This is a genomic window from Nostoc favosum CHAB5714 (assembly GCF_020829495.1).
Lineage (GTDB): Bacteria > Cyanobacteriota > Cyanobacteriia > Cyanobacteriales > Nostocaceae > Nostoc > Nostoc favosum.
This window is the reverse complement of sequence record NZ_JAIVFQ010000021.1, coordinates 1-21,202: the sequence shown is the minus strand read 5'-3', so window position 1 is coordinate 21,202 and position 21,202 is coordinate 1. Positions and strand designations below refer to the sequence as shown.

Below are 21,202 nucleotides of genomic sequence, written 5' to 3'. Positions count from 1 at the left end.
ATTAATTACGAATTACTTTCTTGAGCTAGAACCGATTTTTTGAACTCTTTAAAGACCGGAATATTGTTTTGAATTGCTTTGTCAATTGAGGCTCCAGCAGCCATGATCCCCATATTACGGTTGACAGACCACTGATAGTCTAAGCGATTAAATAATCTCCGCATCAATTCCAAAAGACTTTGATGATATTTCAGCCCGGTTTGGAAGCCTTCGTGTTCTTGGCAAAAGCATTTTTCCATCCAATCAAGTGCTTCTTTTGTTTCCATATCAAATAAAGGAGACTTCAAAAGCTTATAGAAAAATAGCATCAACATCCGGTCATCGTAAACACAACGACCAGGTAAGACTCCAGAAAGTCCACTCAAAAGGTTGCGTTGGATTTGATAGACTATCGAACCAGATATAAATTTCTCGTAAGCAGTTGGCTTCGGGAAATCCTTATACATATCTCTGGCAATGGTTTGAGAGATCGTGGTATGGAAAGCCTCATCCAACAAGTGGTAATAAGAAACAGCTGTTGGGGTCGGAATATACTCGCCTTTTTGCTCTAACTCTCGGTAATACCTGACATAAGGATATTCTTGATTCTTAAGAATCGCATTAGCCGTGTAGCGCAAGGAATAGTATTGACACGCCATAAACGGCGACATACCCCAGTGAACAGTAAAAAACCGTAACCAGTGGCGGGGTGCGATTCGTCCTGCTAGTCCATCTGCTGGTGCGGGAATCGGCTCACCTTTTTCTTCTAAATTTCTCAAATACTGAGAATAATACTGTTTTTTATCGCTCAACATTGTCTTAGCGATCGCGCTTAAGGTATTGTCTCGCTGTATTGAAAAGGGAGAACTTCCTTGAGTAGAGGTGAAATACTCTCGTACAGGTTGAGGGATCAAAAGATTAAGCCAACTATTATTGTCTCTTTCTGTTTTGCCATAAAGGGAATTACCCAATATGGTTTTGCCAACAATAGCCATTTTCGATTTGTAACCTATCTTTTGAAAGGTACGAATGTGGTAGCTTTCCTGCTCGGTTTCAAAGTCCAGTTCATCACAAAGTGTTTCATAACCACCAACGGCACGGAAAACACCAGACGTGACCATGTTGTAAATACTTGTACTGGCTTCGCTAACAGCAGTATGGTTATAATTACCAACCCAATAAAGATGGTTAAGCGCTAGCTTTTGGCTGTCAGAAGCCGCATCGTAAAGAGGAGTTCCATAAAGAAGCGAAAGGTCAGGTTTACTCCAATAATAATTGCTGTTTTTGGCGTAATTAAATTCCTGACCCAGTTCTTTAATTTTTTCAGTGTAATCTGAGTCTTGATTATTTTTGTAAGTTTTTTCAATCCGATGGAAGTGCGTTGGCTCCTGCGCTTCTAATGGTTCGAGAGTCTTGTTTACAGTTACCATGATTTTCTCCTGAATGACACTAAATATGAACAGAATTGAGATTATTTTTCAATTTTTAACTCTGAGACTAAATGCTTAACTAGAGCCTCAACAGTTGGGTAATCGTATAGTAGGGTTGGATCGAGTTCACATCCCAACCAGTCTTCTAAGTCACCTGTCAAACCGACTGCTGCTGAAGAGTCTAATCCATAACGGTCAAAAGGTATTGTGACTTCGATTTCGTCTGAATCGACTTCCAGCAAGTCAGCTAGATATAAGACTATCCATGCTTGAATCTCTGCTGCTGTTGGGATCTGCTTGGTTACAACTTTAGATGTGGTATTCAATTCAAGATTCTGCATTGTCATAATTTAAGTCCTCGCCTATGTAGATGTTTCAACAATCAAATGTGTTCAATTTTTCACTGCAACCATACCTGTCTTAGGAATATGAATATTCCTAACCAAGCTAAAAAACTCTAGAACAGCCCTTGTCCTGGCTAGTTTATAGCTGCTTAGTAGGTGTTAACTGCTTGAGAACAGAATCAACCTCTGCTTCTAGATCCTTAAACTTAGCTTTGTTCTGAGGATTCTCACTCCAATCCTCCATGACATCCAAAGTGCCGGCAAGAAATGCAGTTCGACAAGCTTGACGGCGAATTTTACCACTAGAGGTTTTAGGGATACTTCCAGTCCTGATGAGTACCGTAGCAAATATATCCAGTCCATGCTGTGCAATCACTGCTTGTCTCACATTTCCAAGAATTTCTTGAACGTTTAATTTCCGCAAGTAACTCCGCTCTACCTCCTGAACAATAACTAGTCGTTCGGAACCTTTAAAATCGATGGAAAAGGCTGCTCCTGAATCAGGTTTCAGGGCTGGATGGCTCTTTTCAACAGTCAGTTCAATATCTTGTGGATAATGATTTTGACCTCTGATGATAATTACATCTTTGAGTCTCCCTGTGATAAACAACTCCCCATCTTGCAAAAATCCTAAATCTCCAGTGCGAAAAAATGGGACTGAGGTTGCACCATCGCTAATATCTGTATCTGCTAAATAGGCATGGAAACTCTTCTCTGTCTGCTCAGGTTGATTCCAATAACCTTGAGCAACACTCGGGCCTGCTACCCAAATTTCCCCAACTTGCTCAGACGCACACATCGTTAAAGATTGGGGATCAACAATGATCACCTTCTGATCCAAAGGACTTTGCCCACAACCTACTATTGTCTGGGTATTTCCCTGAGCCTTGTGCTGCTTGACAATCCGGTTTTGCTCTAATGCTGCTTTTTCTACGTTGCAAGTGATTGGTAAAGCTGTTTTCTCACCCCCGCTTACTATCAGAGTGGTTTCTGCCATACCGTAGCAGGGATAAAATGCTTCCTTGCGAAAGCCACAAGGCGCAAAAGTAGAAGCAAACTGCTCTAAAGTCTCAGCACGAACAGGTTCAGCACCGGTAAAAGCAACCTCCCAACTGCTGAGATCGAGAGTCGCTAACTGTTCGGGTGTCACTTTGCGAATGCAAAGATCATAAGCAAAGTTTGGCCCACCACTAGTTGTAGCTTTGTAGTGAGATATTGCTTGTAACCAGCGAATTGGTTTTTGGAGAAAATCTACTGGAGACATCAGAATGCAAGGAACCCCTAAATATAAGGGTTGCAAGACATTTCCAATGAGTCCCATGTCATGGAAAACAGGCAACCAACCAACAACGATAGTTTTGTTTGTATGTCCGAAGGCTTTCTCGATCATCCGCTCGTTATGCAGCAGATTCCCATGAGTGATCATCACGCCCTTTGGTGTCCCTGTAGAGCCAGATGTGTATTGGAGGAAAGCTAAGGTATTATCGGTCAATTCTTGCGGTTGCCATGCAACCGCAAGATCGTTACTCAACTCATCGGTAGCTAGCCAATGCAATCCCGAAATTTCTAAATCCTCTTGAGTAGAACTAGTTTGGAGGTTATCTAAAATAGATTTAGAAGTCAGTACAATCTTGGCTTGGGCATCTGCGGCTATTGCCTGCAACCTGGACAACTTTTGATTTCGTCTGGGTGGATATGCAGGAACAGCAATAACGCCGGCATATAAACATCCAAAGAAAGCAGCAATAAAATCTAGACCGGGTTGATATAGCAGCAAAGCACGTTCACCGCCAAGATTTAGAGCCTGGAGACTAGCTGCGATCGCTTGTGCTTGCAGATGTAACTCTCCATAAGTCAATGATGCTGCTTCTGTCTCTGTACTTTGTAAAAAAGTATAAGCTTTCTGCTCAGACTGATTTTTTGCTCTATAAATCAGCAATTCAACTAACGTTGAAAAATGATGCGGAGTTATCAAGCTATTGGAATAAACACTCATTCAATGTGCCTCTATTCAATTACAGTTATTTTTTTCAGGCAGATATTATCTTTAATCTGCTTCAATTTAGGGCGATCGCATGATGCCAGTCAGATTATTTGATTTTCTAAAGATTCTGAGTTAATCTCACTAAATCCTGTTTATTAACAAAGATTTAAGTTATGGATTTGAACCTAAGAACATAAATCCAGTTAGAAATACTGATTTATTCGTTGCTAATTAACCTTGGTTACAATCTAAATTAATTTAGATCGGTTTCCCCAATTCCACAAATTAGAGATAACTTTTATTTGTGTTTCTTGGTTTTATAATATAGGTAAATTTCTTATAAGTCAACACCTATTAAAAAAAATCTAACAAATCCCTCTAGTGATATAGATTTAAATATCTTAAAAATATAGTAAACAATCCCATCTGTAATTTGCTTTTTTACCTACTAGCAAAAAAGCAAATTACAGTGAATACTTTTAATTATTCAATTCCAGGCAATCAAAGCCTAAAAGCCAATATACAAGCCTATTTAACTTCTAAGCTTGGCATCAATACCCTCAAAATCTGTTCCAGATTTTTGCTGCAATCTTATTATGAAAGTATTTATTCATCCTTATTGGATGTATTTTTAAATAATTATTTAAAAACTCTATAGCATATATTTTTCTTCACTCAAATATTTTGGTAAAAGTTTTATTTAGTCAGTTTAGAGGCTAAAAAAATTAGCATTGGCATATTTGTAAATGATTTAATTACTAATATTTGCAAATGCTAACTTCTTGTAGTGCTTGCAATCAACTAAGTTAGATTTGCAAGGGAACAAGAATAGTGGATCTTTCATTCAAGTTTGTGAACAATTTCCATTCTGTCCAATGTTGCAGTATTGGCTATCTTATTCAGAAGGCAGAAGCAACGACATTTTTAAGCGCGAGATTCGGCGCCAGATGATCCCAGTCCACTCAAGTCGGAATACCCGCCCACGCGGCAGATTCTTCTATTTGGTAGAACCAGAGACTGCACTAGCTCTTTTGTATTTTGTGCTACGCATCTTGATATAAATTTTGTTAGTGCGTTTTCTACTTACAACTAAGGTTTTCATTAATATTTCTTTCCTTCTGGTTTGTGACCTCTGCCTTTCTCGTAAAATTTTTGGAATGAAAAACTCATTTGGTGATCGCCTCGCTCAAATGAAGATAATGATGCAAATAGATTGATCCTTGAATGCAAATAAATTGATGCTTGGAAAATAGAGATAGCACTTACTCACCTCCTAGAACGCGCCACAAAAATTCAAATTTTGATCTCTGCTTTCTATGCACCTATGTTGCTTTGAATATAACTATCCGCTTTGACTCCAAATACAGGCATTGCTAAATAAGCAATTTCCACATCTGTTTATTTATTTTGATGGAGTGGATAGATGATTCATTGGTAGAATTCCCAGATTAGCTAACCAAATTTGCTAGTTGTTTAATTTTGCTAATAATGCAAAATTATCTTCTCTAGAGATAAATTTAACTTGGCTGATTTGTGTCTTAAAATCCCAAATTTGCCCATTTTTAGAATTTTAAAGATTTGATTCTGCCAATTTTGGCGCTAATTGAGAATTTCCTTGAAAACAGATAAACAAATTTTATATTGAGCCAAATTTTTGATTATAAGCCACAATTTTGGCTGTAGAGGTGGGTTGGTAGAATAAATCGCTCTTGCAAGCGTTCATGCTTACAAAAAATTGCCTTATTACAGCTTGATTTTGATGAAGAGTTAGTGTCATAATTGTAGTTAGTTGTCATTCATGGTGAAAATGGCTGCACAAAAGTGCCGCAGCTGATTCTGAATTTCTCTTACCCGAGATTTTGCAGAAAAATGGATATTAAGTTAGCCCACAAAGGTTAACTTTTTAACAGCCTGATAGACAGCTAAAACTGGGATAATCCCTCTGGGATTTTTGGAGACTAGGGGGGTTAACTCCCGGTTTTAGTGACAGTTTAGCTTTTACCTTTTAACATTTTGGATGTTCAAAGGTAAATCCAACCTTGGTATGGTTTTTAGTTGATTTTTGAAGTTAATCTGCTATTGAAAATAAACATCACACCCTTCCAATTTAAAAACAATATCCGTAAATGAAATTAGTTGAAATCAGGGAACCCTCTTTGAAAGGCTACAAATGAAATTAGTTGAAATCAGGGAACCCTCTTTGAAAGGCTACAGATATTAGGGCCGAAAACTACTAACCCATAGAACCTATTCAAAAAATGCAATCATTGCGAAATCTTACCATGCCTATTAAGTATTTATTCGCAAAGGTGAACCCTCAAAAGTGCAAATTCATACTGTTCATAAATTAATTAAAGCAATTTTTTCTTTTTCCATTTATTTTTGTATTGTTTAGTGTGTATTTGTAAAAACCAATTTAAACGATACATTTTTTTTATGGTTAATGCAACACTTCTTCGGTTAGATTACTGGTTTAACAACTTAGATATTTACTTTACCTCTAAAGGTAGAGGGCAAAAGGGATTTATTCCTTCAATGAAATGCCCGAACCCAAGAATTGCAAGTGAAAATAGCCACATGGTTAAAGTAACCAGTAAAATCTCTGATTTTGTGGCTATCACTTAGCGTAGGTTATAAACCCACACACTTATTGCATTGTTATAAATTTAGCATACCTGTATTTTGCCTTTTTTACACTAGTAGTCTGTCAAGAACTAATTGACGGATAAATTCCCTTTAGAGACGGCGATTTATCGCGTCTTTCTAACCGTCAAAATGAATTTGACAGACTACTAGGGACTTCCAAAAAATAAAATCACCAGTAAATAGAATGATAATCATTTTAAAAGGGGATAAATTCAGCTTGGTGAGTGGTTTTTACAGAGCTTTGACTACTCCTAAATCTTGATTCTCTTTGCCAGCAAAGTATTTTAGGACTTACGCAAAAACCCTCTCAAACTCTCATTCCTCCGTGACCAAATAATTCGTCATTATAAATTACGAATTATTTTGACCTCTGCGCCGCGCCAGTTGCTTCAAGTCGGGGAACCGCAAGGGCGCACTGGCTTCTCTGTGGTTCGTTTTCCGTTACCCGTGCGTAAGTCCTATATTTAACAGGTCTTCGGCTTTGCCTTTTTCTTGCACGACACTAAAAGCCACCTTTCGCACTCAAGAGCCTCCCTTGCTTCCCCTGCTTTTTTCACCTATCTTTTAGAGAATTCCTCCCCAGCAGGATTAAATAATTCGTAATTCGTAATTCGTAATGGGCTTCGCCCCGCAACGCTTTCGTAAATTTTGTTTTGTAATGGGGATTTAACCCCAACACAAAACAAAATTTTTATTGAACCGGGGGACTTAAACCCACGGAACTAGTTAAAGGAACTGCAAGAGTATTTTGCAGAGATTATGAGCAGGGTAGGAATATCTGGTGCAGAACAGTTAATTATTTATGAAGATGCTTTAAATAAAGGTTATGGTCAATCTTGTCGAGCAGCTTTCTTGCTGAAGTATTTGGGTTGCGCTCAGGTATCTATTTTACACGGAGGATATAGAGCATGGCTCAAGGCAAAATTACCTACTACCGATGAAATAGCAAAGCGTTACAACTTGATATAATTTGCTAATTAAAAAGCATTAATTACAATGGCAAAACACATTCTTGTTATCCGAACCGTATTACCATCCAGCTAACCAAGCTTACTTAACAAATGTGTAAACTGATGATTTCGATTAAACAGAGCCAGAAAAGCTAGTATAACAACGCCGATTGTCGCGATCGCAACTCCTGATGCCTGTGCAAAAATAATCACAATCTGGTAACGTATGGCATCATTAGGACTAGCCCCAGCCAGAATTTGACCAGTCATCATTCCCGGTAGGCTAACTAATCCCATCACCATCATTGAGTTAATAGTAGGAATCATTCCTGTTCTGAGGGCTTCTTTAATAGTTTGATGTGCAGCTTCCCAACGGGTTGCGCCCAAAGTCAGTAGCGCCTCTATTTCTTGCCGCCGATTAGTCAAGTCTTCCATAAACCGATCTAAACTCAAAGACGTACCCGTAAGGGCATTACCCAACACCATACCCAAAAGGGGAATGAGATACTGAGGCTCATACCAAGGTTGGACGCGTAAAATACCACCAAGTACTATCCCTGTGACTAAAAAGGAACCACTCAAAAGCGAAATAAAATTATTCCAATAAATACTGGAAAACCGTCTACGTGTGCGGTTAACACTAGATACACCAGCTATAACCGTCATACCCAAAGCCAAAAGTATTACCAATATAGGGTTACTGAGAGTAAATACCCACTCCAATATATACCCCACTAATAACAACTGCACTACCATTCGTAGCGAAGCTATCCCCAGACTCTGCTCTAGCCCTAACCGCAAACTCAAGGAAAGCCCTATATTGATCAGAATAAACAAAGTCGCTAAAGCCAGTTGTCCGTAACTAATCTGGATATAATTAGTAGTCTCCATCAATCTTTTTCCTTCAAGGTAATTTGGCGGTTGGTAATGCGTGACAACTGAGTTGGGTCATGACTTGTCCAGAGATATGCCCGTTGCGGGTCTTGATTTTGCCAAACTGTAACTAAAGCTTCCAAACTTTTGCTAGTTCCAGCATCCAGTGAGGCAGTAGGTTCATCCAGTAGTAGTACTTTTGGTGAAAGTTGCAAAGCTCGTAAAAAGGCGACAATCTGCGCCTCACCACCAGAAATAGCACTAATCGGACGCTGCAAAAAGTCAGCCGTTTTATGCAAAAGATGCAGATAGTCTAAAATCAACTTGCGGTTGTAAACTTGATGGTGGTGAACTGCTAATCGGTAAACTAGCTGGAGATTTTCCTCTACAGTTCCTTCCAAAAGAGCTGGTCGTTGGTGTAAATAGATAATTTGGGAACGATAGCTGGGCATAAACCAGGAATTCATCAGCTGTCCCTGAAAAATGATTTGTCCTGCTTGTACTGGTTCAAGACCAGCTAAGGCTCGTAGCAGTAAGCTTTTCCCAGAGCCAGAAGCACCTACCACCGCTACTCGCTCCCCTGGAAATAATTGAAAACTAAGGTGACTCCAAACCCACTGCTTCTCAAGTCTTCGACCTAAGTCTTGTACCGAGAGAATAGGGTTGTTGGGAGATAATTTTAGCTCAGAACTTTGGCTAGTGATAAGTTGATCTTTCATTGCTGTTTCCAGAATCCTCAGATGCAGACACAAAAGTTCATAGCGGATGGTTTGACTCTATTTGGAATTTTGAAGAAAAACTGTTTGTTTGTGAGTCAGTTAACTTTCCCTTACGTCCTATGGGTACACACATTGGCGTTCCCAGAATCGGGTCAGGAATAATCCGGCACTCTAACTCAAAAACCTCCTGTACCATTTGCTCACTCATCACTAGCTTTGGTTCCCCAGCAGCAAAAATTCGACCATCTTTGACAGCAATCAGATAATCAGCATAACGGCACGCCTGATTTAAGTCATGCAATACCATCACAATCGTCCTTCCCTGACTTTGGTTCAACTCATACAACAAATCTAAAATCTCTATCTGGTGTGCCAAATCCAAAAAAGTAGTCGGCTCATCCAAAAGTAAAATCTCTGTATCTTGCGCTAGCGCCATTGCAATCCAAGCTCGCTGTCGTTGTCCACCAGACAAAGTATCTAATGCTCTATGTGCCAACTCCAGTAAATTTGTAATTAAGAGTGCCTGCTGCACGATTTTTTCATCTTTGGCTGACCACTGCTGCAACCAATTTTGATAAGGGTAACGCCCTTGTGCTACCAAATCTCTGACTGTTAACCCTTCCGGCGCTACTGGCCCTTGGGGCAAAATACCCAACTGCTGCGCTACTTCCTTGGTGGAAAGCTTAAAAATTGAGGTGCTGTCAAGATATACTGTACCGTGATCTGGCTTGAGAAGTCTGGCCAGACCTCTTAACAAAGTTGATTTACCACAACCATTAGCACCAACTAAAGCACTAATTTGTCCGGTAGGAATGGCCAAATTTAAATCTTTAATAATTGGCACACCATCATAAGCTAAAGACAGACTTTTGGTTGATAATCCTTTCATAGTTGATACCATTTTGAATCTTGAAGAACGCAGGAGACAGAAGGATAGGAGCGAGAATTCTTGAATTTTGAATTGATTCGTCCCTTATTTTTTCCGGTTACGAATTAACAAAAAAAGAAAATAAGGAGCGCCAATAGCAGCAGTTACCACTCCACAAGGAAGTTCGATAGGTGCAAATAGGGTTCTTCCTAGCAAGTCTGCGACTACAACAATCACACCCCCTAACAATGCAGAAGTAGGAATTAACCCTTCATGATTTGTACCTACCAACTGTCTGCCTAAATGAGGTGCAATTAAACCGACAAAACCAATCATTCCGGCAGTAGCGACTCCTGCACCTGCTAAAGCTACACCCACCAGCACTAGCAAACCACGGTGCCATTCCACGCGAGTACCTAAACCTTTGGCGACATCATCTCCTAAATTTAAGACGTTCAAATGTCTTGCCAATGTCAACGCCATTGGTACGAAAACAATCAACCAAGGTAAGAAGGAAAAGACTTGCTCCCAAGTCCGGCCGTAGACACTGCCAGCTAACCAAACCAAAGCATTACTAACATCATAAATATCCCCAAAGGTAATCATCAAGCTGGTGAATGCACTGGCGATCGCAGACAACCCCACACCCATTAAAATTAGTAAAATCGGCGAACTACCGTTATTCCAAGCCAGGGAGTAAATTAAAACAGCCATCAATAAAGCACCTGCAAAGGCTGAAACAGGCAATGTATAAATCGGTGCTGATGGAAATAGGACAATTACTGTCACTGCTGCTAAACTTGCCCCAGCATTGATGCCGATAATACCAGGGTCAGCTAAGGGATTGCGTGTTAAACCTTGAAAGATAGTGCCAGAAATAGCAAAGGCCACTCCCACCATAAAAGCGACAAGGGTGCGGGGTAGCCGTAGGTTGTGAATCACGAAAGCATGGTCTGGGTTCCCTGTATCTAAACCAAATACAGTTTTGACGATATCCAAGGGCGAAATGGGATATTCACCTCTGCCCACATTCATCACCATCGCCACTACAATCACTACTGCCAAACATACCAGGATTGGTGGTACACGTCGGTCTATGCGAAAAGATATTGTCTCGGAACGAATGACTAGCCAATCCAACTTCATTTTTTCACCTTTGATTTAGCCAGGTACACAAAAAAGGGTGCGCCAACAAGTGCTGTCATCACACCCACAGGTAATTCCTGGGGTTTGAGTAATATACGCGCCGCAACATCTGCAACCAGAAGTAAAGTTGCGCCCAACACTGCGGAATAAGGCAAAATCCAACGGTAATCCGCTTTAATGAAAAATCTCACGATATGGGGAACAACTAAGCCGATAAAGCCGATTGGCCCGGCAATAGATACGGAAGTTCCCGCCAGTAAAACAACGCTAATAGCCGTGATGATTTTCACCCAAGCTGTCTGTTGACCTAAGCCTTTTGCTATATCTTCACCGAGACTCATGGTAGTAATTTGTCTACCAAGGGCAAAAGCAACGACTAATCCAAGGGCGACGAAGGGCAGTGCTTGCAAGAACATATTGATATCGCGCCCAGCCAGTGAACCTGCTAACCAAAATCTAATTTCTTCTAAGGTGCGTTGACTGACAATAAGGATAGCAGTGGTCAGGGAAGAAATCAGAGCCGTCAATGCTGCGCCTGCTACTGTGAGATTTAATGGTGTAGGCCCTCCTTTTCCTAGAGAACCAAGGAAGTAGACTAAAATTGCTGTGGCTCCTGCACCCAAAAAGGCCACAATGGTTAAAACACTCAAGTCCGAGCTGCCAAAAACAAAAATTGTGCCAACTACAGCTAATGCAGCCCCCGACTGAATACCCAAAATCCCTGGATCTGCTAGGGGGTTGCGCGTCAAGCCTTGCATTAACGCCCCTGATACTGCCAAGGCTGATCCTACAAGGATAGCAATCAGCGATCGCGGTAATCTCACAGTTTGAATTACTAAGTGTTGATATGAACCATCAAAGGTTATAAAAGATGTCAAAACCTTATCTAGAGGTATTTCTGCTGCACCTAGCGTGACACTGTATACCAAGCAAATCAACAAGATAACCAGCCCCAAAACCAGACCAGCTAAGGGTGATATTTGAAGCTTTTTCCATTCTCTAGGCGACGTTGTGGACGCTTTTATCATTGCTATTTATGTACTCTCTCAACACTTAACTGTTTATTAGCCATCAAATTGATAATAATTTTTGATAGTTTGATAAAATTTTTGGCTATTAACTTGAAAAAAGTAACCAAATATACTAGTTTTGGATCGCTATTTTTTAAGTGTTATACCCTTTCTCTGTGAAGCTGCACTATATTTACCTCCCGCCTCCCTTACTAAGAGGGGACTATAGGGGGTCGAATTAAGCGCAGCCTTAAAAAGAAGTGGTATTACATGGGAAATTAAGATATTACTTTAAACTTATTGCAATTATTTTTCAACTGATAAGATAAAATAATATAAACCAAGATAAGCTGATATGCGTCTAAATTATATAAACATTCTTTATAATCGTTGACGGTTGACGGTTGACAGTTATCGGTCATCAGTCAACGGTCAACAGTCAACAGTCATCAGGTAAATGTGCAAGTTAAATGCGTAACAGCTTATTTGGTTGCAGTGCTTTTGGGTGATTTTTGATTAGAGCCAGAAAGACTTCTATTTTTGGGTCAATTTCGTATCCTTGAAAAAGGTTTAGTACTTCTGAAGCTTTTTTAAGGGGAAATACCAATGTTTGTCTTCTCTAAATAAGCGCCATCCTGCCATCCTGTAATTAACTTTGCTTTTTGTTAATAGTTGTCAATCTCATTTTTTCCGGTAAACTAAACTTTCTTGAGCTAATTAAGATGTTTTCAATTTTATAAACTTAGGACTAAACCGCTATCTCAAGTTCTCTAGGACTTACGCACTGTACAAATGCATCGTGATGTGCATTACCTAAAATGGGAAGTTTTCAGGCTTTTCTTAATTATCCTGCGATCGTAAATAGACGATGCTGTAGGGGCTAAGCTTTTGCTGTGCCCTTACGAAAGATATGGTTTTTAACCTTAATCCATATTTGGTATTTCTTGTCAATGCGTAAGTCCTATTCTCTTCCTAGCCGAAAGCGAAAAACATTTTGAATTATTTTTGTCAAAGTTTCAGGGGAAGGCTAATTTGAAATGTGGAACCTTGACCTAGCATACTATTTACAGTAATTTGCCCTCCGTATCGTTGCACAATTTGTTGAGCGATCGCAAGTCCAAGTCCAAAGCCGCCTGTTTGCCGAGATCGGACAGTATCTACACGATAAAAACGATCAAATATATATGGCAAATCAGTGGACGGAATGCCAATCCCGTTGTCTTTGACCTGAATTACCGCGTAGTGAGACTGGGTAAAAAGATGTAATTCTACCTTACCGTCTGCTGGTGTATACTTGAAGGCATTAGTCAGAAGATTAATCACAGCTTGTTTGAGCAAATTAGCATCGGCTTTTAACATGATGGGATGCTCTGGAAGGTGAGCATTGAAATTGAGACTTGGGGCAGGAGCAAGGGCTGCGAATTCCTGGGCAAGCGATCGCAATATCTCACACAAATCAACGGGTTTTAATCCGGTTTCCGCAAGGGAACCATCATGACGCGACAAAAAAAGCAAATCATTGATCAGCGTACTCATAGACTTAGCAGTTTGGGCGATATTTTGCAACCGCAATCTTTGCTCCAAGGGGTCTTCGGGGGGTATCAGGGCAACTTGGGCATTGCTCAATATCGTAGCAACGGGTGTACGTAGTTCATGAGAAGCATCGGCTGTAAATCGCTGCAATTGCTGATAAGCACGAAGGCTTGGTCGCATTGCCAATCCGCCCAAAAACCAACCTGTAATGCCTATTACACCAAAGGTCACGGGAACCCCGAAAGTTAAAAACAAGCGGGCTTGATTTAGCCCAACGCGTAGAGAGTTCATTGGAGCCGCCGTTTGGAAGTAGCCAATCAGCACCTTACCTTCCAAAACAGGAAGTGTAACTTGGCGAACCCAGGTTCTTGTAGTAGATGACTCTGAGCCTATTGGTGTTTCTATTGTTTGAAATCCAGGTTCTGCGGTCAACTGTTTGCCACCCGATGAACCGATAAACTGCAAAAGTTGTTTATTAGAGTTATACCACCGCGCGTACATTAACCCGCCATTCAACGATACACCGCTTTCTACAGGAGTCTGGCCGCGCTGATTTTGCCATTGACTTTGATAAAGCGAGTATTGGGTTTTGACGGCAAAGGCTTTACTTTGTGAAAAGAGTTCGTCGTCAAAAACTCGCAACTGTTCTTCTACACTCAGACAATAGCCCACCCCTGCAAAAGCGAACAAAATTCCACCCATTGACAGGGCAAACCAGTGAGCAAGATTACGGCGGCTACGATCAAACATTAGTCATTAGTCATTAGTCATTAGTCATTAGTCATTTGTCGTTTGTCATTAGTTTTTCCTCCTCTGCTCCCCTGCTCCCCTGCCCCCTGCCTCCTAACGGCTTAGAAAGGCGGATTTATTCGATAGCCCATCCGATGTACTGTTTCTATCCAATCTTTCACACCAATGGTTTGTAGGCGCTGGCGCAAGCGGCGAACCAAGGTAGTAACCGCGTTACTTTCTGGTTCCTCTCCGCAACTCCAAAGGGCTTGTTCAATTTGATTATGAGATAATATCTGGCGGGGATGACGCATTAAATACTCCATCAATTGAAACTCCCGGCTAGAAAGTTGAGTTGTCAACGAACCAAGTTCGAGCGTCAAACTGGATAAATGAAGTTGCAAATCGCCTAAGCTAAGTATATCTCCTTGCCACATAGGCGATCGCCGTCCTAGTGCCCGCACTCGTGCCAATAACTCCAGGACATCCACAGGCTTTACCAAGTAATCATCGGCTCCAGCATCTAAACCCATTACCTTATCTAAAACCGTGTCTTTCGCCGTCAGCATCAATACAGGAGCCAGCTTACCTGCCCGTCGATATACTTGACACAATTCTACGCCACTCACTTTAGGCAACATCCAATCTAAAATCAGCAAGTCATAGTCTTTGCGAAAGGCAAACCACTGTGCTGTTTCCCCATCAGCGATCGCATCGACTGTATGCCCCACCTTCAATAACGCTGCCCGCAGTGGCTCTAACTGCGATGGGTCATCTTCGACTAGTAAGATCAACATCCTATTTGCTCAGGTTGCCGTAATTTTTGCTTGCTAATTTTAGATTAAAGTAAAAGTGACGGGAAACACTCAACCTTATACCTTTCATGCAGCAACTTCAACTTTTTCAAGCGTTGCGATCATTAGGCTTTGTGTTTTGGTTGTCCTTGCCGTTGATTGGGTTAGTTTTTTGGCTGGGGAGCAACTTTGTCGGAGATCAGATTTTAAGTCGTTCCAACCTCACCAAGAAATATCTGCTAGCAGATACCCAATCGGCACGACAGATTATGAAAAGAATAGTAGCGATCAAAGTGGAAATTCTTCCCCAAAAAGGAATTTCACGGGTAAACGTTAAAACAAATAACTCAGTTCTCACAACGATAGTATTTGAATTTCCAATCACAGATATAAGCAAACTTGAAGCCGCTCTTAGTCAGGAGTTAGGCTTACCGCGCGATCGCGTTAAAGAACTAATAGTTGAGTCGAATGACAAATGACAACTGACTAACCTTGACATTTCTCTGTCATATTTATCTAATAAACTACAAGAAAAGTAACGTAATTTTACTTTTATCTAAATAATTGACTGTTGATAGCGAACATTTGACTATTCATTGTTCACTTTCAAAGGTTAATCTTTAGCCCTTAACCCTCAGTAGCCCACCGTTAATCGCTATGGATACTTCTGAAAATCAAGTTTCAACGGTTGAAACCCAATCAGATAGTTCTGTGCCTTCTGAGCTAGCGCCTACTCGTTCGCGTAAACCTTGGTTCTGGAGATTGCTGATTCTATTTCTGGCAACCGGTGGCATTATTCTATGGCGGATGTTAGCTCCTGGTGGCGCACCACGCTCCTCTGTTGCACAGCAACAAGGGCCACCTCCAAGACCAATTGAAACAATCTCTCTCGCAACTGGAAGTGCTACAAGAAGTGTCCAGTTGTTGGGACAAGTAGAAGCCACTCAGCAGTCAACAATCCGCGCTCAAACTAGTGGAATTGTAAAGCAAATATCAGTGCAACCAGGCGATCGCGTGACAATAGGCATGGCGATCGCTTTACTCGACGATACCGATCAGCAATTGGCAATTAGCCAAGCACGAGCGCAACTGGCACAACAACGGAGCAATCTGGCACGTTTGGAAGTCGGTACTCGAAAAGAAATCATTGCTCAACGTCAAGCGGCTGTCACATCTGCTAAAGCGCGAGAACTGGAAGCACGGGATAACCTGAAACGCACGAGTGATCTTGTCAAAGAGGGTGCTTTGTCTCAAAGATTGTTAGTGGAAGCTCAAGCACAATTAAATAACATTCAGGGAGAACGGTTAGAAGCCGAGGCAGAACTTGCCGAAGCTAAAGCTGGGCCGATTCAGGAAGAAATCGCCGCTCAACGGGCAAATGTAGAAGCAGCTAAAGCCACCTTAGCTCAAGCAGAATTAGCAAAACAGCGAACTCGGATTTTGGCATCGGAATCGGGTATAGTCCAGACTCGTCATATTAGCAATGGTGATTTAGTCCAAAGTTCTGATCAAATTGTCACCTTAGTAGCAGGCGATCGCTTCGATATTTTCCTAGAGTTACCCGAAGAACTCAGTGGTTCTGTAACCCCAGGTATGACAATCGATCTCACAACTCGCGCCCTACCGCAATGGAAACAACGCGCCACCATCACTGCTGTAGTCCCTTCTGCCGATACAGCCTCCCGTCGCCAGCGTGTGCGTGTCCAAATTAACAAGCCCCCGTCAGGATTAATACCAGGAATGGCGATCGCAGGCAACCTAAATATGCCCTCGAACCGCTCTAGCTTTGTAGTATCACGAGATGCATTAACCAGAAGGCAAAACGAGTGGCTAGTTTTTGCAGTTGCTGAGGGCAAAGCTAAACAAATTCCAGTCGAGATGGTTTCTGACATGGGTAAAAATGTCGCAATTTATCATCCCACTTTACGCACCGGTCAACGTATTGTGCTACGTGGCGGTGATGGATTGCAAGATGGTGCGCCTGTAAAGATAGTTGATCCAACTTAAAACATAGGTTGTACCTACACTTCCATAGACTTCTTGCAGAAGTCGGTTAAAGAGAAAGAATCATCTCTTTCTCCTTTAGCCTTTCCTTCTTCAAAATACTGGAAACCCAGTTTAAATATGACTTTCTGAATTACGAATTACGAATTACGAATTAGTTATGAGTTTTATTGAAACCGCCGTTCGTTGGCGACATGGAACTTTTGTTTTGTTTTGCTTGCTAGGAATGTTCGGGGTGTTCTGCCTACTAAAGTTACCCCTAGAATTGCAACCAGGAGGCGATCGCCCTGAAATTACGATCACAACTACCTATCCCGGCGCAGGGCCAACAGAAGTAGAAGACCTGATTACCCGCCCCATCGAAGAACAGATGCAAGAGGTGCTAGGTGTCCAAGAAATTAGCAGTACTTCTCGTGCTGGACGCAGCAGCATTACCTTAGAATTTGCTCAGGATGCCAACGCCAGAGAACGGATGATAGATGTTCTCAACCGCTTGCAACAGGTGGAAAGCTTGCCTCCAGAAGCGCAAGAATCGAATGTAGAACTGGTGGGTGGTAACAGTTCACCGATGATGTGGATTCCGTTTGATACCAAAGAAGGATTTCAACCAGATGCAGACCGTTATCGGGACTTAGCAGACGAAGTAGTGATTCCCCGTTTGCGGCGAGTCGAGGGAACTGGACAATTTTTGTTAGTGGGTGGACAAGAACGAGAAGTCGAGGTAAAGGTTGATCCGAAAGCATTAAGCGATCGCAACCTCGCAATTGGCGATGTAGTCCGAGTTCTTCAAGAAAACAACCGCGATATTCGGGGTGGGCCGTTAATTTTAGGACGACGGGAATATCGAGTCCGCACAATCAGCCGATCGCAAGATTTATCGCAAATTGAAGGTTTTGTACTACGACGCGACCAATCAGGCACAGTTTACTTGCGAGATGTAGCAAAAGTACAGATGGGACGCAAACCCCAAGATAGTGCGTTGGTGTTCAACGGCAAACCTGGGGTAGCAGTCGGTGTAATTCGGCAAATTGGGGCGAATGTGCCAGAGGTGGCTAAAGGCATTCGGGCGGAAATTGCTGCACTGCAAACTGAATTTGACCGGCAAAACCAAGGTATTCGCTTTGTCTACAATTATGACGAAAGTGAGTACATCAATCAATCGGTAACGTTCGTTCGAGATAACTTGATCAGTGGAGCATTACTAGCAACTATCGTCTTAGTTCTATTCCTTGGCTCAATGCGAACTGTTGCTGTAGTTGCAATCACCATTCCTATCGGTACAATTATTGTGTTCATTGTCATGTCTGTATTTGGACGCACATTGAACATCATCAGTTTAGCAGGACTAGCATTTTCTGTGGGTATGGTTGTAGATAACTCGATTGTTGTGATTGAGAATGTCTTCACCCACATGCAGCAAGGTAAAAGTGCCATACGGGCAGCCATTGAAGGTACGCAAGAAGTTTGGGGGGCAATGCTTGGTTCTACCTTAAGCAACGTAGTGGTTTTTGTACCACTGTTAATGGTGACAGGTGAAGCCGGGCAACTCTACACCGATATGGCGATCGCTCTTTCTGCCTCTTCTCTGTTCTCGCTGTTTGCGGCATTAACTTTAGTCCCAATGCTATCGGGATTGTTCCTTAAACAATCGGAAGCCATGCAAATGATCCAGGGTGGTGAATATCAAGGCGGCAATTGGTTTGAGCGCATGGTGGCCAAAACCTCTGCGGTGTTTCGTCATTTTCAAAGCAAACTGGAAAACTTTCTCGCTTCTACTGTTAGTTGGTCGCTGGGGCGTAAGCGTATTGGTCGCAGGTTAATTGTGCTGTCGATTCCTATTGTTTTATTAGTGACTAGTATTTTTCTTTTACCACCTGCCGATTATCTACCCGAAGGAAATCGTAACTTAGTTGTATTGCGGGCGGAACCGTTGCCGGGAACCAGTATCCCAGAAGCGATTCGGCAATCTGAACCTGTGCAAAAATTTCTGCGATCGCAACCAGAAGTTGAGCGCATCATGTATGTTGACCGTCCAGGGGCACTGCGAGGTATTGCAACTATTTTAAAACCAGAATTTGCCACCACTACAGGACTCGCTGATATGGTGGATCGGTTACGGGCCCAAAGCAGTAGCTTTGCGGGATACCGTTTTGTGATCCCAACACGGATTTCTATATTCCGCGATCCGGGTAAAGAATTTGAAGTGGATATTGTTGGGGCTGATTTAAATCAGATTGGTGACTTAGAAAAGCAAATTACCGGAAAATTGCGATCGCTAGCTGGGGTGCAGAATGTGCGCTCAAACTTTGTATTGGGTGCAAGTGAATTACAAGTGATTCCCAACCGCGAACGCATCGCTGAAGTAGGACTATCGGAAGCGGAAATTGGTTCGATGGTAGAAGCAGCATTGGGTGGTAAAGTTGCCTCCGATTACATTGATGGCAAAGAAGAATTAGATGTCTCAGTGGAACTACAAAATACTGCTGTGGAAACCCCAGAGCAACTGCGCCAACTGCCTCTATATGCGCGAGGACGACAAGTGCAACTGGGGGATATTGCCGAAGTCGTGGAAACAACGGGAGCCGATGCCATTAACCACGTTGATTTAGAGCGCTCAATTAGCCTCACTGTCTCCCTTGCACCCGATGCCCCTCTTGCTACGCTAGTAGAACGTACCGAAGAGGAAATTCTCGCTCCTCTGCGTGCCAGTTTACCAACAGGCTATCGGCTAGAACTGTCAGGTTCAGCAGATCAGTTAGCAACAACTGTTGGTCAATTAGCTGCTGCCTTTGCATTTTCGATTTTGATTACTTACTTGTTACTGGTGGCGTTGTATCGCTCATTCCTTTACCCCGTGGTGATTATGGCAACAGTGCCGATGGGTATGAGTGGCGCACTATTGAGCCTAGTGATTGCTAACCTGATTCCAGGAATGAATGTGGCATTGGACATGATTACAGCCTTGGGATTTGTGATCCTTACAGGTGTGGTTGTTAACAACGCCATTTTGCTAGTCGATCGCGCCTTGCAACTCCAGCAAGCAGGTGAAGATTTTGATGCATCCTTATATAATGCGACGAGCGATCGCCTACGGGCGATTTTCATGTCTGCTGGAACTAGTGTGTTGGGGATGTTACCGCTAGCAGTTTTACCAGGTCAGGGTTCAGAGTTATATCAGGGGTTAGGCATTGTCTTAACAGGTGGTCTGGCTTTTTCTACTATTTTGACTCCTACTGTTGTACCCGCACTTATGGGTTTACTGTACGATCTTTCTGGACGTAAATCGCCGCGATCGGCAACTGCAAAAAAGCCGGACAAACTAGCTACTAACTAGCATTCAGCTTTAGTAATTCTGGGTTGCCGTAGTTGGTCATAGAAGCGAGTCATGAGCATTTGGGCTGCCTTATCTTTGACTGGCCAAAGTGTGGCAATGGTGGAACGCGCACCGGATTTAACAGCCAAGCCTGCTAGTCCAAGAACGGCGCGATCGTCTCCCGTTGCGGTATCGCAGGCACTCAGTACCAATAATTTGAAACGAGCTAAACGCGCTTGTAAAGCTTCATTCGGGTTCGTAGCTGCTGTTTGGGCATCTTCAAAATAATTTAATGCTGCTTCTGGATCTTGGAAGTCAGAGGCAACTTTCCCTAGACTCGAAAGAATAGAACTTAACTGGGTTTTAGCGGCAATTTTGTTCGCTGTGGCTAAACTTTGTTCTAAAACTTGCTGGCTTTTATTATCACCGATCGCGTGCAAAGCTAAACCCAGCGATCGCAACCCACTAACTTTGATTTCCGAATCTGGCATTGCTGCCAGGTTTTGCGTTAGCGCCTCCAATTGTTGTTTCGAGCGGCGGTAAAATCCCAAACTTTGTAAGGCTTGTGCTTGGTTGATTTGACTGCCTAAGCTGCCCATTTTATCGCCTGCCTGCTCATAATATTTTTGAGCTTGTTGCCAAATTTCTAGGGCGGCTTCAGTTTTGTCTGTATGTAGTTGTAAATTTGCTTGAGTATTCAGTATTTGCGCCCAGATAATCGCATCGGCAGAGGGTTTAGCCGTTTGCAAAATTTTTATCAGAAAAATGGGTTTAAAACCCCGTGCTTCTAGCACGGCTTTGATTTACTAGAGTCAGATTCTCCACTAAATATGTTAAAATAGCGGAATGTTAACCATGAACTTCCGCTACCGAATCTACC

Annotated in this window: 14 protein-coding genes and 2 pseudogenes; 5 read left to right on the top strand and 11 right to left on the bottom strand. The window is 42.1% G+C overall.

From position 1 onward, the window contains the following. Window positions 1-5: 5 nt before the first annotated feature. The 3 genes from LC586_RS16090 to LC586_RS16080 all read right to left on the bottom strand — a co-directional run bounded on the left by LC586_RS16090 (window position 6) and on the right by LC586_RS16080 (window position 3,749). Complete coding sequence (locus LC586_RS16090; protein ID WP_229485779.1) at window positions 6-1,409, bottom strand: hypothetical protein; 1,404 nt, start codon at window positions 1,407-1,409, stop codon at window positions 6-8. 41 nt (window positions 1,410-1,450) lie between these two features. Beyond that, window positions 1,451-1,756, bottom strand: coding sequence for an acyl carrier protein (locus LC586_RS16085; RefSeq protein ID WP_229485778.1), 306 nt, complete (start codon window positions 1,754-1,756; stop codon window positions 1,451-1,453). A 136-nt stretch (window positions 1,757-1,892) separates the two neighbouring features. Continuing rightward, window positions 1,893-3,749, bottom strand: coding sequence for a fatty acyl-AMP ligase (locus LC586_RS16080; protein WP_229485777.1), 1,857 nt, complete (start codon window positions 3,747-3,749; stop codon window positions 1,893-1,895). A 2,424-nt stretch (window positions 3,750-6,173) separates the two neighbouring features. Here LC586_RS16080 and LC586_RS16075 point away from each other — a divergent pair. Beyond that, complete coding sequence (locus LC586_RS16075; RefSeq protein ID WP_229485776.1) at window positions 6,174-6,362, top strand: hypothetical protein; 189 nt, start codon at window positions 6,174-6,176, stop codon at window positions 6,360-6,362. A 747-nt stretch (window positions 6,363-7,109) separates the two neighbouring features. Then, window positions 7,110-7,328, top strand: a pseudogene (locus LC586_RS16070) (sulfurtransferase); the annotation flags it as partial. A 95-nt stretch (window positions 7,329-7,423) separates the two neighbouring features. Here LC586_RS16070 and LC586_RS16065 read toward each other — a convergent pair. The 7 genes from LC586_RS16065 to LC586_RS16035 all read right to left on the bottom strand — a co-directional run bounded on the left by LC586_RS16065 (window position 7,424) and on the right by LC586_RS16035 (window position 15,008). Further along, entirely contained in the window at window positions 7,424-8,224 is an 801-nt protein-coding gene (locus LC586_RS16065) for an ABC transporter permease (RefSeq protein ID WP_229485775.1), read from the bottom strand. Next, window positions 8,224-8,925, bottom strand: a complete 702-nt coding sequence (locus LC586_RS16060; RefSeq protein WP_229485774.1) for an ABC transporter ATP-binding protein — start codon at window positions 8,923-8,925, stop codon at window positions 8,224-8,226. Before LC586_RS16060 ends, LC586_RS16065 begins: the two co-directional genes overlap by 1 nt. A 37-nt stretch (window positions 8,926-8,962) precedes the next feature. Continuing rightward, the gene (locus LC586_RS16055; protein ID WP_229485773.1) at window positions 8,963-9,814 is read right to left on the bottom strand and encodes an ABC transporter ATP-binding protein; all 852 of its coding nucleotides are present in this window, start codon (window positions 9,812-9,814) and stop codon (window positions 8,963-8,965) included. An 84-nt stretch (window positions 9,815-9,898) separates the two neighbouring features. Continuing rightward, entirely contained in the window at window positions 9,899-10,939 is a 1,041-nt protein-coding gene (locus LC586_RS16050; RefSeq protein ID WP_229485772.1) for a FecCD family ABC transporter permease, read from the bottom strand. Then, window positions 10,936-11,967, bottom strand: coding sequence for a FecCD family ABC transporter permease (locus tag LC586_RS16045; RefSeq protein ID WP_229485771.1), 1,032 nt, complete (start codon window positions 11,965-11,967; stop codon window positions 10,936-10,938). Before LC586_RS16045 ends, LC586_RS16050 begins: the two co-directional genes overlap by 4 nt. 990 nt (window positions 11,968-12,957) lie before the next feature. Continuing rightward, window positions 12,958-14,232, bottom strand: a complete 1,275-nt coding sequence (locus tag LC586_RS16040; protein ID WP_229485770.1) for a sensor histidine kinase — start codon at window positions 14,230-14,232, stop codon at window positions 12,958-12,960. A 101-nt stretch (window positions 14,233-14,333) separates the two neighbouring features. After that, window positions 14,334-15,008 carry a response regulator transcription factor gene (locus tag LC586_RS16035; RefSeq protein ID WP_229485769.1) on the bottom strand — a complete coding sequence of 225 codons (675 nt, stop codon included), beginning with the start codon at window positions 15,006-15,008 and terminating at the stop codon, window positions 14,334-14,336. Window positions 15,009-15,094: 86 nt separating this feature from the next. Between LC586_RS16035 and LC586_RS16030 the strand changes: the two genes are divergently transcribed. The 3 genes from LC586_RS16030 (at window position 15,095) to LC586_RS16020 (ending at window position 20,343) form a co-directional block, all read left to right on the top strand. Continuing rightward, window positions 15,095-15,484, top strand: a complete 390-nt coding sequence (locus LC586_RS16030) for a hypothetical protein (protein WP_229485768.1) — start codon at window positions 15,095-15,097, stop codon at window positions 15,482-15,484. A gap of 178 nt (window positions 15,485-15,662) precedes the next feature. Beyond that, window positions 15,663-17,012, top strand: coding sequence for an efflux RND transporter periplasmic adaptor subunit (locus tag LC586_RS16025; protein ID WP_229485767.1), 1,350 nt, complete (start codon window positions 15,663-15,665; stop codon window positions 17,010-17,012). A 157-nt stretch (window positions 17,013-17,169) separates the two neighbouring features. Further along, a complete protein-coding gene (locus LC586_RS16020; RefSeq protein WP_229485766.1) occupies window positions 17,170-20,343 on the top strand; it encodes an efflux RND transporter permease subunit in 3,174 nt (1,057 codons plus the stop codon). Here LC586_RS16020 and LC586_RS16015 read toward each other — a convergent pair. Next, window positions 20,340-21,080, bottom strand: a pseudogene (locus tag LC586_RS16015) (CHAT domain-containing protein); the annotation flags it as partial. The gene LC586_RS16020 and the pseudogene LC586_RS16015 sit on opposite strands and share 4 nt — an antisense overlap. Window positions 21,081-21,202 lie beyond the last annotated feature (122 nt).

Coding starts and splice junctions, on each gene's coding strand:
- LC586_RS16090 (WP_229485779.1), bottom strand. CDS start 1,409: ATGGTAACTGTAAACAAGACTCTCGAACCATTAGAAGCGCAGGAGCCA.
- LC586_RS16085 (WP_229485778.1), bottom strand. CDS start 1,756: ATGACAATGCAGAATCTTGAATTGAATACCACATCTAAAGTTGTAACC.
- LC586_RS16080 (WP_229485777.1), bottom strand. CDS start 3,749: ATGAGTGTTTATTCCAATAGCTTGATAACTCCGCATCATTTTTCAACG.
- LC586_RS16075 (WP_229485776.1), top strand. CDS start 6,174: ATGGTTAATGCAACACTTCTTCGGTTAGATTACTGGTTTAACAACTTA.
- LC586_RS16065 (WP_229485775.1), bottom strand. CDS start 8,224: ATGGAGACTACTAATTATATCCAGATTAGTTACGGACAACTGGCTTTA.
- LC586_RS16060 (WP_229485774.1), bottom strand. CDS start 8,925: ATGAAAGATCAACTTATCACTAGCCAAAGTTCTGAGCTAAAATTATCT.
- LC586_RS16055 (WP_229485773.1), bottom strand. CDS start 9,814: ATGAAAGGATTATCAACCAAAAGTCTGTCTTTAGCTTATGATGGTGTG.
- LC586_RS16050 (WP_229485772.1), bottom strand. CDS start 10,939: ATGAAGTTGGATTGGCTAGTCATTCGTTCCGAGACAATATCTTTTCGC.
- LC586_RS16045 (WP_229485771.1), bottom strand. CDS start 11,967: ATGATAAAAGCGTCCACAACGTCGCCTAGAGAATGGAAAAAGCTTCAA.
- LC586_RS16040 (WP_229485770.1), bottom strand. CDS start 14,232: ATGTTTGATCGTAGCCGCCGTAATCTTGCTCACTGGTTTGCCCTGTCA.
- LC586_RS16035 (WP_229485769.1), bottom strand. CDS start 15,008: ATGTTGATCTTACTAGTCGAAGATGACCCATCGCAGTTAGAGCCACTG.
- LC586_RS16030 (WP_229485768.1), top strand. CDS start 15,095: ATGCAGCAACTTCAACTTTTTCAAGCGTTGCGATCATTAGGCTTTGTG.
- LC586_RS16025 (WP_229485767.1), top strand. CDS start 15,663: ATGGATACTTCTGAAAATCAAGTTTCAACGGTTGAAACCCAATCAGAT.
- LC586_RS16020 (WP_229485766.1), top strand. CDS start 17,170: ATGAGTTTTATTGAAACCGCCGTTCGTTGGCGACATGGAACTTTTGTT.